This is a genomic window from Martinezella sp. CNPSo 3795 (genome assembly GCF_057784475.1).
On sequence record NZ_JBXSOQ010000003.1, the window covers coordinates 575903 to 591582 of the forward strand.

Annotated in this window: 15 protein-coding genes; 12 read left to right on the forward strand and 3 right to left on the reverse strand. The window is 60.0% G+C overall.

Annotation, left to right across the window (positions count from 1 at the left end):
* The first annotated feature begins 34 nt into the window (after positions 1-34).
* From AC13QY_RS12530 to AC13QY_RS12545, 4 genes are all read left to right on the forward strand, one after another.
* Positions 35-1237 (forward strand): phosphoglycerate kinase, encoded by a 1203-nt coding sequence (locus AC13QY_RS12530; protein ID WP_269245046.1) that lies wholly within the window; start codon positions 35-37, stop codon positions 1235-1237.
* A gap of 213 nt (positions 1238-1450) precedes the next feature.
* The gene (locus AC13QY_RS12535; protein WP_113355191.1) at positions 1451-2476 is read left to right on the forward strand and encodes a class I fructose-bisphosphate aldolase; all 1026 of its coding nucleotides are present in this window, start codon (positions 1451-1453) and stop codon (positions 2474-2476) included.
* A gap of 410 nt (positions 2477-2886) precedes the next feature.
* Positions 2887-4071 (forward strand): serine hydrolase domain-containing protein, encoded by a 1185-nt coding sequence (locus tag AC13QY_RS12540; protein ID WP_269245045.1) that lies wholly within the window; start codon positions 2887-2889, stop codon positions 4069-4071.
* A 179-nt stretch (positions 4072-4250) separates the two neighbouring features.
* Positions 4251-5168: a PhzF family phenazine biosynthesis protein gene (locus AC13QY_RS12545; protein ID WP_113389159.1), complete on the forward strand. Its 918-nt coding sequence runs from the start codon at positions 4251-4253 to the stop codon at positions 5166-5168.
* Positions 5169-5216: 48 nt separating this feature from the next.
* Here the strand turns inward: AC13QY_RS12545 and AC13QY_RS12550 are convergent, their stop codons facing one another.
* A complete protein-coding gene (locus tag AC13QY_RS12550; RefSeq protein WP_269245044.1) occupies positions 5217-5378 on the reverse strand; it encodes a hypothetical protein in 162 nt (53 codons plus the stop codon).
* A 225-nt stretch (positions 5379-5603) separates the two neighbouring features.
* Between AC13QY_RS12550 and AC13QY_RS12555 the strand changes: the two genes are divergently transcribed.
* The 4 genes from AC13QY_RS12555 to AC13QY_RS12570 all read left to right on the forward strand — a co-directional run bounded on the left by AC13QY_RS12555 (position 5604) and on the right by AC13QY_RS12570 (position 10212).
* On the forward strand, positions 5604-6878 hold the full coding sequence (locus tag AC13QY_RS12555; RefSeq protein ID WP_113330374.1) for an MFS transporter: 1275 nt from the start codon (positions 5604-5606) through the stop codon (positions 6876-6878).
* 29 nt (positions 6879-6907) lie between these two features.
* Entirely contained in the window at positions 6908-7099 is a 192-nt protein-coding gene (locus tag AC13QY_RS12560; protein ID WP_069611864.1) for a DUF1192 domain-containing protein, read from the forward strand.
* 384 nt (positions 7100-7483) lie between these two features.
* The gene (gene rcdA / locus AC13QY_RS12565) at positions 7484-7999 is read left to right on the forward strand and encodes a protease adaptor protein RcdA (RefSeq protein ID WP_113330375.1); all 516 of its coding nucleotides are present in this window, start codon (positions 7484-7486) and stop codon (positions 7997-7999) included.
* Between the two features lie 275 nt (positions 8000-8274).
* Positions 8275-10212 carry an elongation factor G gene (locus AC13QY_RS12570; RefSeq protein ID WP_113395244.1) on the forward strand — a complete coding sequence of 646 codons (1938 nt, stop codon included), beginning with the start codon at positions 8275-8277 and terminating at the stop codon, positions 10210-10212.
* A 75-nt stretch (positions 10213-10287) separates the two neighbouring features.
* Here AC13QY_RS12570 and rpmE read toward each other — a convergent pair whose 3' ends face one another.
* Complete coding sequence (rpmE, locus tag AC13QY_RS12575; protein WP_034503571.1) at positions 10288-10509, reverse strand: 50S ribosomal protein L31; 222 nt, start codon at positions 10507-10509, stop codon at positions 10288-10290.
* A gap of 175 nt (positions 10510-10684) precedes the next feature.
* Between rpmE and AC13QY_RS12580 the strand changes: the two genes are divergently transcribed.
* From AC13QY_RS12580 to AC13QY_RS12595, 4 genes are all read left to right on the forward strand, one after another.
* Positions 10685-12505, forward strand: a complete 1821-nt coding sequence (locus tag AC13QY_RS12580) for an ABC transporter transmembrane domain-containing protein (RefSeq protein ID WP_488493583.1) — start codon at positions 10685-10687, stop codon at positions 12503-12505.
* A gap of 108 nt (positions 12506-12613) precedes the next feature.
* Positions 12614-12802 carry a YegP family protein gene (locus AC13QY_RS12585; protein ID WP_015341032.1) on the forward strand — a complete coding sequence of 63 codons (189 nt, stop codon included), beginning with the start codon at positions 12614-12616 and terminating at the stop codon, positions 12800-12802.
* A 248-nt stretch (positions 12803-13050) separates the two neighbouring features.
* Positions 13051-13389: a YciI family protein gene (locus tag AC13QY_RS12590; protein WP_113355243.1), complete on the forward strand. Its 339-nt coding sequence runs from the start codon at positions 13051-13053 to the stop codon at positions 13387-13389.
* A gap of 7 nt (positions 13390-13396) precedes the next feature.
* Complete coding sequence (locus tag AC13QY_RS12595) at positions 13397-14644, forward strand: RNA polymerase sigma factor (RefSeq protein WP_488493549.1); 1248 nt, start codon at positions 13397-13399, stop codon at positions 14642-14644.
* Between the two features lie 4 nt (positions 14645-14648).
* On the opposite strand, the gene AC13QY_RS12600 is transcribed toward AC13QY_RS12595, so the two are convergent.
* On the reverse strand, positions 14649-15680 hold the full coding sequence (locus tag AC13QY_RS12600; protein ID WP_113389163.1) for a peptidoglycan -binding protein: 1032 nt from the start codon (positions 15678-15680) through the stop codon (positions 14649-14651).

Sequence of the window (15680 nt, forward strand, 5' to 3'; positions counted from 1 at the left end):
GCGCTTTTCGCCACCAACAATATTGGATCCTCCCATGGCAGCCTTCAAAACTCTCGACGATCTCACCGACATCTCCGGCAAGCGCGTACTGGTACGCGTCGACCTCAACGTGCCGGTCAAGGATGGCAAGGTCACCGATGCGACCCGCATCGAACGTGTCGCCCCGACGATTCTCGAATTGTCCGAAAAGGGTGCCAAGGTCATCCTGCTTGCCCATTTCGGCCGGCCGAAGGATGGCCCCTCCCCGGACCTCTCCCTCGGCCTCATCATACCGGCCGTCGAAGAAGTTCTGGATCACGCCGTTCTCTTCGCCTCCGACTGCATCGATGCTCCGGCTGCCGACGCCGTTGCCAAGATGAACAACGGCGACATCCTGCTGCTGGAAAACACCCGCTTCCACAAGGAAGAGGAAAAGAACGACGCGGCCTTCACCAGGGCACTTGCCGCCAATGGCGATATCTACGTCAACGATGCCTTCTCCGCTGCCCATCGCGCCCATTCCTCGACCGAGGGTCTCGCCCACCTGCTGCCGGCCTATGCGGGCCGCACGATGCAGGCAGAGCTTGAAGCCCTGGAAAAGGGCCTCGGCAATCCGGTCCGCCCGGTCGTCGCCATCGTCGGCGGCGCCAAGGTTTCCACCAAGATCGACCTTCTGACGAACCTGGTGAAGAAGGTCGATGCGCTCGTCATCGGCGGCGGCATGGCCAACACCTTCCTCGCCGCCCGAGGCACCAATGTCGGCAAATCGCTCTGCGAACATGACCTTGCAGACACAGCCAAGCAGATCATGATCGAGGCCGCCACAGCCGGCTGCGCGATCGTGCTGCCTGAGGACGGCGTCGTCGCTCGCGAATTCAAGGCCGGTGCCGACAACGAAATCGTCGCGATCGAAGCGATCCCCGCCGATGCCATGGTCCTCGATGTCGGTCCGAAGTCCGTCGAAGCCGTCAAGAACTGGATCGGCCGTGCCACGACGCTGGTCTGGAACGGCCCGCTCGGCGCCTTCGAAATCACGCCTTTCGATGCCGCAACCGTCGCAGTTGCCAAATATGCCGCCGAATGCACCAAGTCCGGCAAGTTGACCTCGGTCGCCGGCGGCGGCGACACGGTTTCGGCGCTCAACCATGCCGGCGTTGCCGACGACTTCACCTATGTCTCGACGGCGGGCGGCGCGTTCCTCGAATGGATGGAAGGCAAGGTTCTGCCGGGTGTCGCAGTTCTGCGGGCCAGCAAATAAACAAGCCTTATCACGGTGAACGATGCGGGCCGCGAAAGCTAAAGCTTTCGCGGCTTTTCCATGAGTGCTAGGATTACATGAAAGACTTTCAAACGGTTGAAATCATTTCAATCGTTTCAATTAGTTAGCCTCCCATTTCCCTCCTTCTACACTTCTGTTATCGCCGATCTATATTGTTCTTGTCGCCGAATGAAATCGCCTTGGAGAAACAAAATGAGCGAACGAATTGAAGACATTGCCGTAAAGATGGTTGCTGGTGGCAAGGGCCTCCTGGCGGCGGACGAATCCACCGCCACGATCAAGAAGCGCTTCGACGCCATCTCTCTCGTATCAACGGAAGAGAGCCGCCGCGACTATCGCGAAATGCTCTTCCGCTCCGACGACGCAATGAAGAAGTACATCTCCGGCGTCATCCTCTATGAGGAAACCCTCTTCCAGAAGGCCGCCGACGGCACCCCCTTCGTCGATATCATCAAGGCTGCCGACAGCATTCCCGGCATCAAGGTCGATGTCGGCGCCAAGCCGCTCGCCGCCTTCCCCGGCGAAACCGTTACCGAAGGCCTGGACGGCCTCGCGGATCGTCTGGCGAAATATTATGACGCCGGCGCCCGCTTCGCCAAGTGGCGTGGCGTGATCGCCGTTTCCGATACGCTGCCGACCTATGGCGCCATCAAGGCCAACGCCCACGCGCTTGCCCGTTATGCCGCCCTCTGCCAGCAGGCCAAGATCGTCCCGATCGTTGAACCGGAAGTGCTGATGGATGGCGAACCCGGCACGCAGAGCCTCGATCGCAGCGAGGAAGTCACCCGCTGGACGCTGCAGATCGTCTTCCAGGAACTCGCAGAAGCCCGCATCAAGCTCGAAGGCATGATCCTCAAGCCGAGCATGGTCATCGACGGCAAGAAGGTCCGCAAGGCCTCGGTCGAGCAGGTCGCCGAGCGCACCGTCAAGGTTTTGAAGGAAACCGTTCCGTCGGCCGTTCCCGGCATCGCCTTCCTCTCCGGCGGCCAGTCCACCGAAGAGGCGACGGCCCATCTCTCCGCCATCAACTCCGGTTATGAACTGCCCTGGAAAGTGACCTTCTCCTATGGTCGCGCCCTGCAGGACAGCGCGCTGAAGGCATGGGGCGGCAAGCCGGAAAACGTTGCCGCCGGCCAACGTGCTTTCACCCATCGCGCCGAGATGAACTATCTCGCCGCCAAGGGTAGCTGGACGAAGGATCGCGAACAGGCGGCCTGATGTCAGCTGGAGCAAGTCCAGGAAAAGGGTACTGCAATTTTCTCGGAATTGCTTGGAAACAAAGGGATAGAGTGGTTCGATGACGCTGTGAAAAGCTGAACCACTTGAGTATTCGAATGAACGAAAAGCCTCGGTCGCGATGCGACCGAGGCTTTTTTGCTTTCGGGGAATAGCCAGCTCGGCGTTCAGAACAGAGCAAGTCACATCTGTCACAATGACAAGAATAGGCTTGCCGTGATATCGGAAAACAATCCGTGTCAAATGGATGTTACGAAAACACGGCACTGGATTGTCCCATTTATAATAAAGGGGCCAAATAGAGGGGTTGCCATATGCTTGCCTGGCGCAGTTTTGTTGCTGTTCTTTCTGTATTCTTAGTTGCACAAATAGACACTTCTCGCGCCCAACAATTGCAGACGGCCGTTCCCATCTTTTCCGCGACAGGACCGGATGCAGAGGCTTACGGTGAGAAACTCGGCTATCCCGTCGGCCTGCCGCTGAGCGAACAACGGAACATGATCGGCAATTTCAGTCACGCCGATAAGCTTGCGCCAACGCATATGATCGCCGCCGCCGAGCATCCGCTACTCCTCTTACGCGCGCCGTCCGAGATTTCGGTCAAGTTCACGTTCGGCACGGAAACCGGCTCCTTGTCGAAATATCTCGCCACCAATCCCACCACTGGCCTGCTGATTGCCCACAACGACACGATCCTGTTCGAACATTACCAATATGGCCGCACCGACCGCGACCGGCTTGTCTCGCAATCCATGGCGAAAACCTTGACCGCCATGATGATCGGAATTGCGATTTCCGAGGGCGCCATCCATTCGATCGACGATACGGTTGAGACCTATGTGCCGGAACTGAAAGGCACAGAGATGGGCGTTACGCCGATCCGCGCATTGCTGCATATGGCTTCCGGCATTGCCTTCACCGAAAACTTCGGCAACCCCGACGACAACGTTCATCTCAGCAATTCATTGCTCGGCCCGGAAAAACTCGACCCCATTACGGCCGTATCGCGGTTCAACAAGCGGGTCGCTCCTCCCGATACGGTGTGGCACTATAGCAATCTTGACACCGAAGGGCTGAGCTTGGTCCTGACCCACGCCACCCATATGAGCATGGCGGATTATCTCCAGACCCGCATCTGGCAGCCGATGGGTGCGGAAGCCAGCGCGAACTGGCAGGTCGACAGCACCGGCCAAGAGGTCGGCTACTGCTGCTTCAGCGCGACACTTCGCGATTATGCCCGCTTTGGCCTGCTGCTCGCGCATGACGGCGCCTTGAACGGCCGGCAGATCATACCCCGCCAATGGCTGTTGGATGCCACGGAGCCGGTCAAGCAAGGTTCGTTCCTGGCGGTCAATCACGAAACGAACCCCTGGGGCTACGGCTATCAGACCTGGCTGATGCCCGGTCCGCGCCGAACGTTTTTCCTGGACGGCAAAGCCGGCCAGCGCATCCTGGTCGACCCGACGACACATCTGGTTCTCGTACACACTGCGGTCCGTGCGAAGCCCGGCGATGTCGGCAGTGCCGAGCTCGTCGAGCTCTGGTCCAGCGTGCTCAAACAGTTCCAGAGCAATTGAAGCGATCTTCACGCGTGCTGCAGAAAACCCGTTCTCCCGTTGAGGAGAAGGGGTTGGAATAAGAGGCTGCCTTCGCCAGAACCGTTAGCCAACTTGTCACGGACACAAGTTCCAGCTTTCAAGCTTGCCCGAGCAGCGGCTAAATCCTGGCAGTTCCACCAAAGCTGCCGGGAGCCGTCATGAACACCGTTGCCTACGTCACCGTCGACGTCTTCACATCCGAACGCTTCGTCGGCAATCCCCTGGCCGTCATTCCCGATGCCCGCGGTCTCGACAGCGGCGCCATGCAGAAGATCGCAGCCGAATTCTGCTATTCGGAAACGACCTTCGTGCTGCCGGCGGAAAACCCGGAGCATACGGCCCACGTCCGCATCTTCACGCCCACGGCCGAAATCCCTTTTGCCGGCCATCCCAATGTCGGCACCGCCTTCGTCCTCGGCCAGCAGCAAGCGATCTTCGGAAAATCCATAAGCGACAGGCTGATCTTCGAAGAGGATGCCGGGCTTGTCGAGGTAACGTTGTTGCGCAACGGTGGCGGCGTCTCCGGCGCAAGCATCCGCGCACCGGGCAGGCTTACGATCGGCGAAACCATTGCCGACGAACTGATTGCCGCTTGCGTGCAGATCGATCCGCAATCGATCCGCCACACAACCCATGCGCCGACTTTCGCGTCCGTCGGCCTGCCTTTCGCCTTCGCAGAGCTGGATAGCCTCGAAACGCTCGCCAAGGCATGGCCGAACGCCGCCGTTTTTGCTGAAGCGGCCGCACGCCACAAGGAAGACAAGACCGGCTTTTCGCTCTTTCTCTATGTGCGCTCGGCGGAAAATCCGTGGACTATTCGCGCCCGCATGTTTGCCCCGCTCGACAACGTTACGGAAGACCCGGCGACCGGCAGCGCCTCTGCCGCGATCGGCGCCTATCTGACTTCCCTGCTGCCGGCACAGGATGCGGAGATAAAAATCACCATCGAACAGGGCGTGGAGATGGGAAGACGCAGCCTTATCGGCGTTGATGTCAGGAAATCTGCCGGCACGGTAAACGAAGTCTTGCTGTCGGGCAGCTGCGTCTCCCTCATGCGCGGAGAGATCCAACTTTAGGCAGCCGCGCGTGGCGGCGCTGAAGCCCTGAATTTAGCCTAAAATGCGCTAAAACACCTCGTTGATAACGAGCGCCACCGTCCAGACGGCAAAGGCGAAGATAGCGATCTTCCAGAAATCGGCCCTGTGCCTCAAGCCCGGTAGCCCCAAAGGCTTGATGATGTGCACCGCCATGGCGAGCAGAAGCAGCATCGCTATGGCTTTTGTCACGCTATTTTTCCCCGTTTATGCAAGAGTGAGTGCAGCCGCGACCAAAAACCGCTGCACGCCTTTCGCGATCATGCTCTAATCGTCATAGGACGGACATTTTTCCGCGCCAACAGACTGTTTCTACAGGCCGATAGCGGCAATCCGGGACACAATCAATAGCGAATGCAGGCAGGGCACGATCCTGTCTTTCGGCTCCTTAAATGGAGCGGCATGAAGGTGGGGAGCATGAAAAGAAACATATTGCCGGTACTCGCTCTGCTGTTCGGCACGCTGTTCCTGTTTACGGGCAATGGCCTGCACAGCCTGCTGCTGCCTGTGCGCGGCACGGCCGAAGGCTATGCGACGACGACGCTCGGCCTGCTCGGCACCACCTGGGCGACGGGTTTCGTCCTCGGCTGCCTGACGGCGCCGAAACTGGTCCGGCGCATAGGCCATGTGCGTGCCTTTTCGGGCTTCATCTCCGTCATCGCCATTATCGCGCTTTTGACCGGCATTATCGTCGACCCCATCTGGTGGGTGGCGTTGCGTGCCGTGACCGGCTTCTGCACGGCCGGCACTTCGATGATCATCGAAAGCTGGCTCAACGAACGCGCCACCAATGAAAGCCGTGGTGCGATCTTCTCGCTCTATATCGGCATCACCCTCATCGGCGCCGTCGCCGGCCAGATGATGGTGCCCTTCGCCGATGTCCATACGCCCATCCTCTTCATGGTGTGCGGCATCTGCTATTGTATCGCCATGCTGCCGACCACGCTGTCGACCGCCGCCTCGCCGCAGCCGCTGAAGGCCGTCAGCCTCGACCTGAGGGCGCTCTACCGCAACTCGCCCGTCGCCTCGATCGGCATCCTGCTCGTCGGCATCGCCAATGGCGCATACGGCACGCTCGGCGCCGTCTTCGGCGCCAAGGCCGGCCTTTCAGAAGGCGATATCGCGCTGATGATGAGCTCGACCATCTTTGCCGGCGCCGTGATGCAGCTGCCGGCCGGCCGCCTGTCCGATCGCATCGACCGCCGCTACGTGCTTGCGGGCATGGCTGCAATCGCAGCCCTCGACGGCCTGCTGCTCTTCCTGTTGAAGCCGGGCAGCCCGGCTTTCCTCATCAGCATGGTCGTCATCTATGGCGCCGTCGCCAACACCCTCTATCCGATTGCCGTCGCCCATGCCAACGACTTCGCCGCGCCGGAGGATTTCGTCAAAGTGTCGGGCGGCCTGCTACTGCTCTATGGCATCGGCACGATCATCGGCCCGACTCTGAGCGGCCCGGTCATGTCCTCCATCGGCCCCTACTCGCTGTTCTTCGTCACCGCCATCGCCCATGTGCTGATTACCTCCTATTCGATCTTCCGCAGCCGCATGCGTGCCGCAAAGCCGGCGGGCGATCGTGACGCCTACACGACCATGCCGTCGGCCAACGCGCAGATGATCACGCCGGAGAGCATGGCGCTCGCACGCAGCGAGACTTCAAAAAAGGACGATATAACTGTAAATTACGGCACCTGATCCCCTGACAAGGGAAAGGAGGAGCCGAAATGAGCCTATTCGATGATGATCGTCCCAAGCAGCCGTCCGCCCACGAGATCGGTAGTGACCTGTCGTTACTGTCGGTGGACGAGCTGAAAAGTCGCGTCGCATTGCTTCAGGGCGAGATAGCCCGGCTGGAAGAGGAAATCGCCACCAAGACCTCCGGCCGAAAGGCGGCGGATAGTCTTTTCCGCTTCTGACGCACCGTTCCAAGGTGGCTTGCCATAGCACGAAATCCGTGCGGGGGAGTCCAGGATCAAGGCATGGTCAACTCAATATTAAGCTTTACGACATATTACTATGACCATCCAGATTCGCTCTGGACTCAGACAGTTCCTCCACTTGGCGAATTGGTCTGATTTTTCTCCCTGTTTTACCTTGAGAGCCGCTTTTGCGGCTCTTCTTTTTTGTCCTGTATCGCGGACCTCGCCGAAACTGTGGAGATTAACCCTTTCTTAAGAATCGCCTTGCGAATTTCAGTTAAAACAACCATCTTAAAGTCATAAAAGCGGATGCCGAAAGCTCTTAGGGACTTGACCGGCTTTTCCTGAACAAAAGTGTTGCGTGAAGCAGGGATTTATTCGATGTCGGAACTTGGGTTGAACACGATCAGCTTTGCTGGCCACGCCGCATCGTCGGCGCAGTTCAGGGCGCTTTATTCTGAAGGCATGTCGCTGGTCGAAGAAACCGCCGGTTATCTCGACGGCCAGGGCCGCGCCGCTTCGAAGGTTCTGCCGCGCATGGCTTCCGTGCTTTATGCCGCCGAATCCATGCGGCTGACCACCCGTCTGATGCAGATGGCCTCCTGGCTGCTGCTGCAGCGCGCCGTCAACAATGGCGAAATGTCGCGCGATCAGGTATTGGCCGAAAAGAACAAGGTTCGCCTCGACGGCTTCAACGTCGACCGCAACGCGCCGGGCTGGAATGACCTGCCGGAATCCTTCCGTGATCTCGTGGAGCGTTCGCTGCGCCTGCAGAACCGCGTTGCCATTCTCGATCGCGAAATCTACCGCCCGACGGAAGCTGCTATCGTTCCGGACAACCAGAACAGCGTCAAGGCACAGCTAACCCTGCTGCAGACCGCATTTGGCGGCAACTGAGCTTCAGACAATCCGCAATGATTTCAAACCGGCCGCGCCTGACGTGGCCGGTTTTGTTTTGAGCAATCATCCAGCGCTCCGAAAAGCCGTGCGCAGAGTTAGGCCTGAAGTTGAAGCCGGGCCTAACTTGACGGATTCCGTGAAACCTCTGTAAAAAAGAGTGCGTGCTTCTATCAAGGGAGGAGCAGGCCAATATCGAATGTGCGTGGAGGACCCAATGCGCCGACTCACTTCTCACGAAAATCAAATCCGAAATTCTGAGAAGATGATGAACCATGCGCACATTGAATCTGGGCATCCTCGCCCATGTAGACGCGGGCAAGACTAGCCTTACGGAACGGCTCCTTTTTGACACCGGCATAATCGACAAACTCGGCAGCGTCGACGCCGGCAGCACGCAGACCGATAGTCTCGAACTCGAAAGACAACGCGGCATCACCATCGCTGCGGCGGTGGTTTCCTTTACCATCGGTGATGTGATGGTGAACCTCATCGACACGCCGGGCCATCCCGACTTCATTGCCGAGATCGAACGGGTGCTGCAGCTGCTCGATGCGGCCGTGGTCGTCGTGTCGGCAGTCGAGGGCGTGCAGCCACAGACGCGCGTGCTCGTCAAAGCATTGCGACGCCTCGGGATACCCTTCATATTCTTCGTCAACAAGGTCGACCGCCTCGGCGCACGCTATGATGAGGTGCTTGAGGATATGGCGACCCAGCTGGCGGTCCGCCCCATTGCAATGTCGATCGTCCATGCTGCCGGCAGCAGGCTCGCCACCGTGGAAGCTGCCGATCTCGGCGGCGATCCGCATTTCTCGCGCCTGTGTGAAGCACTTTCAATCAACGACGAGGCTTTGCTGGAAGATTATGTTCTGGCTCCCGAGCGCCTGACACGACAGAGGCTGGAACAAGCCTTGGCCGATCAGGTAGCGAAGTCCTCTATCCATCCGGCATTTGCCGGTGCGGCGACGCGGGGTCTCGGGATCTCTGCCTTGATCTCGGCAATCGAAACCCTGCTGCCGAGCCGGCAGCCGAACCATGACGACCCGGTTTCCGGGACGATCTTCAAGATTGAACGCGGGTGGGGCGGCGAGAAGCTCGCCTACCTCTATCTGGCATCGGGCACGATCAACCTTCGAGATGACATCGAAACTCCTCGCGGCTCGGCGAAGATCGGCAGTCTTCAGCTTTTCCGCGATGGCAAAGCGGACAAGGTTTCGCAGGTTCACGCGGGGCAGATCGCCAAGGTCGGCGGGCTCGCAAATGCCCGTATCGGAGATTGGATCGGCATCGAAGGGCCGCCCGGCACGCTTCGCCACTTCGCGCCGCCGACCTTGGAAACCCGCATTCGCGCCCTGCGCCCGTCTGAAAACGCAGCACTCTGGCTGGCTCTGGGGCAACTTGCAGAGCAGGATCCGCTCATCAACCTGCGCGCCAATGAGGAAACAGGCGACATATATGTCTCGCTCTATGGCGAAGTGCAGAAGGAGGTCATCCAGGCAACCCTCTCGACCGAATTCGGTCTGGATATAACTTTTGAGGAAAGCACCGTCATCTATGTCGAAAGGCTAGCTGGAACGGGAAGCGCGGTCGAGCACATATTCAAGGAGCCCAATCCGTTTCTCGCAACCATCGGCTTGCGCGTCGAGCCACGGCCGGAAGGCAGCGGAAACAGCTTTGCCCTCGAGGTGGATGTCGGCCAGATGCCGGCAAGCTTCTATCGGGCGGTCGAGGAAGCTACGTTCGAAACGCTCAAGGAAGGTCTTTTCGGCTGGCAGATCATCGACTGCCACGTCGCCATGACGGCGGCACGGCAAAGTTCGCCGGCGAGCACGGCGGTCGATTTCCGCAAGCTGACGCCGCTGGTGCTCGCATCCGCGCTTTCCTCCGCACAGACGATCCTCTGCGAGCCCATCGAGCATTTTCACGTCGAGATACCGGCAACGGCGTTGGCTGGCGTGCACAGCCTGCTCACGAAATCCGGCGCATCGATGAGAAGATCGCTGATCGACGATGGTATCGCACGACTGGAGGGCACGGTGGCATCATCGATGATCCACACGATCCAAAGGCAATTGCCGGGATTGTCGGGCGGAGCCGGCGTCCTGGAGCACGCCTTCGATCACCATATGCCCTTATCGGGTCCGCACCGTGTACGGGAGCGCGCAGCGGCAAATCCGTTCGATCGCGCGGATTACCTGCGACGTGTGCGATGAGGGTGCGCGGCTCTGTATCAACGCAAAAAAGCCCGGCCAAGCCGGGCTCTTTTCAAGCGGCAAATCGCAATGCGATTAGATGCCGAGACCGCCGAAGCGCTTGTTGAACTTCGAAACGCGGCCGGCACGGTCCATCATCTGCTGGTTGCCGCCGGTCCAAGCTGGATGGGACTTGGAGTCGATTTCGAGGTTCATGACAGCGCCTTCAGAACCCCAGGTCGAGCGGGTTTCATATTCGGTGCCGTCGGTCATGACCACCTTGATGGTGTGGTAGTCGGGATGGATGTTGGCCTTCATAACAATCTTCCTGTCATGCCAGGGTCCATTTGTCGCAAGGCATTGCGGCAACCGAACCGATTGAATAAATGAAGCCGCAGTCCGTTAAAGGCCACGGCTTCCAATTAAGATGGCGTGCCTATACATGAAGGCAGCGGCGATAACAAGGGGCGAAAACGTCGAGTCCCTTGCTGATATGGGGATTGGAGACGACTTGTCAGAGACTGGCCAGGCTGAGGAAAAGAAAAACCGTTCGATCCGTCCTCTCGGACGACTGGCGCCATACCTCAGGCGATATCGGGGCATGGTGGCAGGCGCAATCATATCGCTCGTCATCGCCGCCGTTACCTCGCTCGCCTTGCCGGTCGCCGTCCGCCGCATGATCGATCACGGCTTCGATCAGGCCGACCGCGGTCTGATCGACAGCTACTTCGTAGCGATCATGATCATGGCCCTGTTGCTCGCGGCTGCAAGCGCGCTGCGCTATTACTTCGTCATATCCATCGGCGAGCGCATCGTCTCCGATATGCGCCGCGAGGTCTTCGACCACGTGACGCGGCTGTCGCCCTCCTTCTTCGATGTCAATCAATCCGGCGAGATCGTCTCGCGGCTGACGGCGGATACGACGCAGATCAAGTCTGCGGTCGGTGCAACAGCTTCCGTCGCGCTGCGCAACCTGATCCTCTGTCTCGGGGCCGTCATCATGATGATCGTCACCAGTCCGAAGCTCTCGAGCATCGTGCTGATCGCGATCCCGATCATTGTCCTGCCGCTTGTCAGTTTCGGCCGTTCCGTGCGCAAGCGCTCGCGTGCCGCGCAGGAGACACTGGCGCAGGCATCCGCCTATGCCAACGAGACCATCGCGGCCAACCGCACCATTCAGGCCTATAATGGCGAGGATGCCGCGGCGCGGCGCTATGGCAGCGCCGTCGAGGATGCCTATCAGGCGGCGCGCGCGGCGATCAGATCCCGCTCGCTGCTGACGGGCTTCGCCATTGCCATGGTCTTCGGCAGCATCGTCGCTGTTCTCTGGGTCGGGGCGCAGAATGTGCTTGCCGGCACCATGTCTGCCGGCACGCTTGGCCAGTTTCTCCTCTATTCCGTCATCGCTGGCTCTTCGCTGGGCTCACTATCGGAAGTCTGGGGCGAGCTCTCTCAGGCCGCAGGTGCTGCCGATCGCCTGGGCGAGTTGCTTGCCGAAGTGTCTCCCATTGCCGCCCCCGCCAATCCCCTGCCCTTGCCGCAACCGCCGCAGGGTCGCGTGGAATTTTCCGACGTCCACTTCTCCTACCCGTCACGACCGAACAGATCGGCGCTGCATGGGCTCTCCTTCTCCGTGAAGCCGGGGGAGACGGTCGCGATCGTCGGCGCGTCGGGCGCCGGCAAGAGCACCATCTTTTCGCTGCTGCTGCGCTTTTACGATCCGCAGAAGGGCCACGTCGCCCTGGATGGTGTCGATGCGCGCGATGTGCTGCCGGATGCCCTGCGTGAGCGCATCGCAATTGTCCCTCAGGACACCACCATCTTCGCAGCCTCCATTCATGACAACGTCGCCTTCGGCCGCCCTGGCGCCTCGCGCGACGAGGTGCGCGCCGCCGCGATCGCCGCGCAGGCGGACGAGTTCATTTCACGCCTTGAACAAGGCTATGATACGCAGGTCGGCGAGCGCGGTGTCACTCTTTCAGGCGGCCAGCGCCAGCGCGTCGCCATTGCCCGCGCCATCCTGAAGAATGCGCCGATCCTGCTGCTCGATGAAGCAACCTCCGCTCTCGATGCCGAAAGCGAGACGCTCGTTCAGAAGGCGCTGGAGGGCTTGATGGAGGCGCGCACGACCCTCGTCATCGCTCACCGCCTGGCGACCGTCCTCAAGGCCGACCGCATTCTGGTGCTGGATCAGGGCCGTATCGTCGAGGAAGGCACGCACCAGAGCCTGATTCGCCACGGCGGGATCTATGCGAAGCTCGCCCGCCTGCAATTCGATGCCGGCATCGAGGAGCATATGCTCATTGCGAAATAGCGATAATCGGGCAAGTCGTGCCAAATACAACCTTGTAGAAATAGTTTCAAAGTTGAGCTAGATTTTCGGCGTTATCCCGCGCTGACGCGATTCTAGGAGACGAGAACCATGTATAAATTTGAAGTCTACAAGGACAAGGCTGGCGAGTTTCGCTTCCGCTTCAAGGCCTCGAACGGCGAAACCATGTTCGGTTCGGAAGGCTATAAGGCGAAGGCCTCGGCCCTGCATGCCATCGAATCGATCAAGGCCCACGTCGGCGGCGCCGTCATCGACGACCAGACCACCGCCACCGCATAATTCTCGCGTCACGCACTCGCTGCAAAGCCATCAACGGCTGGCTGCCCTTCGGGCATGCCGGCCGTTTGATTTTTCGGCCACAAATTTCAAAAAATCTTTCCGCGAGTGTCGAATTCACGCAGGCTCACGGCTCATCATATCGAAGCGGCAGGAAGCCGTTTTGCCAGCGGTGTTGTATATTCCGGCATTCAGCTTTGCAGGTTACGCCGTTCGGCCATCGTCAAAACTGCAAATGGGAGACTTTTCTCATGCAATATGCTTTGATTATTCGTGAATCAGCCGAGGATTTTGGGCGTCGTGCCGATCCGACCTATAAGAACGGCTGGGTCGCCTATACGCAGGCCCTTATCCAGGCCGGCATCATGACGGGGGGCGCGGGATTGACGGCGCCGGAAACGGCAACGGTCGTCCGTCGCCAGGGCGAGGACCATGAGGTAAAGGACGGTCCCTTCCCTGACGGTAAGGAGCAGCTTGGCGGCTTCTACCTGATCGATGTGCCGGATCTCGATGCCGCGCTGGAATGGGCTCTGCGCGTCCCGATCTCCCAGCAGGGTTCGGTCGAGATACGGCCGCGACTGCAGATGTAGCCATCACATGGCGTTAGATGCCGGACGCGCCGCCGAGCAAACGGCGCGTCAATCCTATGGCAAGCTGATTGCCTTTCTCGCCGCACGCTTCCGCGATGTGCCGGCGGCCGAGGATGCTTTGTCCGATGCGATCGCTGCAGCGCTGAGTACCTGGCCGGAACGCGGCATCCCCGACAATCCGGAAGCCTGGCTGCTGGTTGCAGCCAAGCGTAACCTCCTTCGCCGGGTCAGGCACGAAAGCGTCAGGGCCGGAGCGCGCGACAGGATCATGATGGCCTTCGAAGAAGCGGAGGAACGCATGAATGCCGACAATTCCGCCTTTCCGGATGAGCGTCTGAAACTCCTCTTCGTCTGCGCCCATCCGGCTTTGGATCGCTCGGCCCACACCCCGCTGATGCTGCAATCCGTGCTGGCCGTCGACGCCGCGACCATAGCCAAGGCCTTCCTCGTTTCGCCGCAAGCCATGAGCCAGCGGCTGGTGCGGGCAAAAATCAAGATCCGCGATGCACACATCCCTTTCATCGTTCCGGACCGACCCGCCTTGCCAGACCGATTGGAGAGTGTGCTCTCGGCAATCTATGCCGCCTATGGCCTCGGCTGGGATGGGGTCGACGGAGAGAGCGGCAAGCAAGGATCCCTAGCGGATGAGGCCATCTGGCTCGGCCGCACTCTGCTTGCGACCCTACCCGAGGAACCGGAGGCGGCGGGCTTGTTGTCGCTGATGCTCTACAGCCAATCCCGTCGTGAAGCGCGGCGCGACGCGAATGGGCGGTATGTCCCTCTCGACGAGCAGGACATGGCCCTGTGGGATGTCGAAATGATCGCTGAGGCCGACCAGCTGTTGCGACAGGCGGGTGCATTCGGGCGTTTCGGTCCATTCCAGTGCCAAGCTGCGATCCAGTCCGTGCATGCCGACCGGCGACGCTCGGGCATGACCGACTGGGCCGCTCTTGCCAGGCTCTATGAAGCGCTTGTGATCATGAAGCCGACGACCGGCGCGCGCGTCAGCCACGCCGCTGTGACGGGCAGAGTGGAAGGCCCTGCTGCGGGCTTGGCTCTTCTTAACCGGATGGCCGGGCGCGACATCGTCAACTATCAGCCCTATTGGGCCGTGCGCGCTCATCTGCTGACCGAGACTGGCGATATGGAAAACGCTTCCCACGCATATCGCACCGCAATCGGCCTCAGTGACAGCGAAGCCGTGCGGCAATTCCTGCAGGCACGCCTCGATAGTGTCGCATCGCCGGAGCGATGACCGATTATTTCTCCGTCAGCTTCAGCTCGATGCGGCGGTTGGTGGCACGGGCATCCGGCGTATCGCCCGGTGCGATCGGCTGGAACTCGCCGAAGCCCGCCGCGACCAGCCTGTCGGCGGGAACGCCCTGCGAGATCAGGAACTTGACGACTGCGATGGCGCGCGCGGATGACAAAGCCCAATTGTCCGGATAACGCCCATTGCCCGAAAGCGGCACATTGTCGGTATGGCCATCGACGCGCAGTACCCAATTGATCTCGGGCGGAATTTCCTTGGAAAGATCGATGAGAGCCGCTGCAAGTTTGGTCATCTCCGTTTGGCCGGCCGGATTGAGATCGGCAGAACCCGATGGGAACAGCACTTCGGATTGGAACACGAAGCGGTCGCCGACGATGCGGATGTTATCGCGGTCGGAAAGGATTTCGCGCAGGCGTCCAAAGAAGTCGGAACGATAGCGGTTCAGCTCCTGCACACGCTGTGCCAGTGCCACATTCAGCCGCCGGCCGAGATCGGCAATCTTCACCTGCGATGACTGATCCTTGGCTTCCGATGCCTGAAGGGCAGCTTCGATAGCGGCGATCTGGCTGCGCAGGGCGGCAATCTGCTGGTTGAGCAGATCGACCTGGCTCATTGCCCGCGCGCTCACCTGCTTCTGCTCGTCAAGCTCCTGCGAAAGCGATCCGGCCCGCTGCTCTGCAGCCTGGCTGCTGCCGGAGCCTGCTGCGAGCAGGGCCTGCAGCCGCGACCGCTCAGTCTCCGCCGAGGAGAGCGACGCCTGCAGATTGGCAACGGCATCCTCCAGATCCTGTTTGCCGCCTTTTTCCAGCGCCAGCTGCTGTACCAGATCGTTGATGCGGCTGTTGAGACGATTGAGCACCTCGTCGCGCCCCGAAATCTCACGGCTGAGGATGAACTGGCCAACGACGAATACCGTCAGCAGGAACATGATCGCCATCAGCAGCGTGGACAGCGCGTCGACGAAGCCGGGCCAGTAGTCGACGCTTCTCTGATGGCGTCGGTTGCGGGCGAGCGCCAT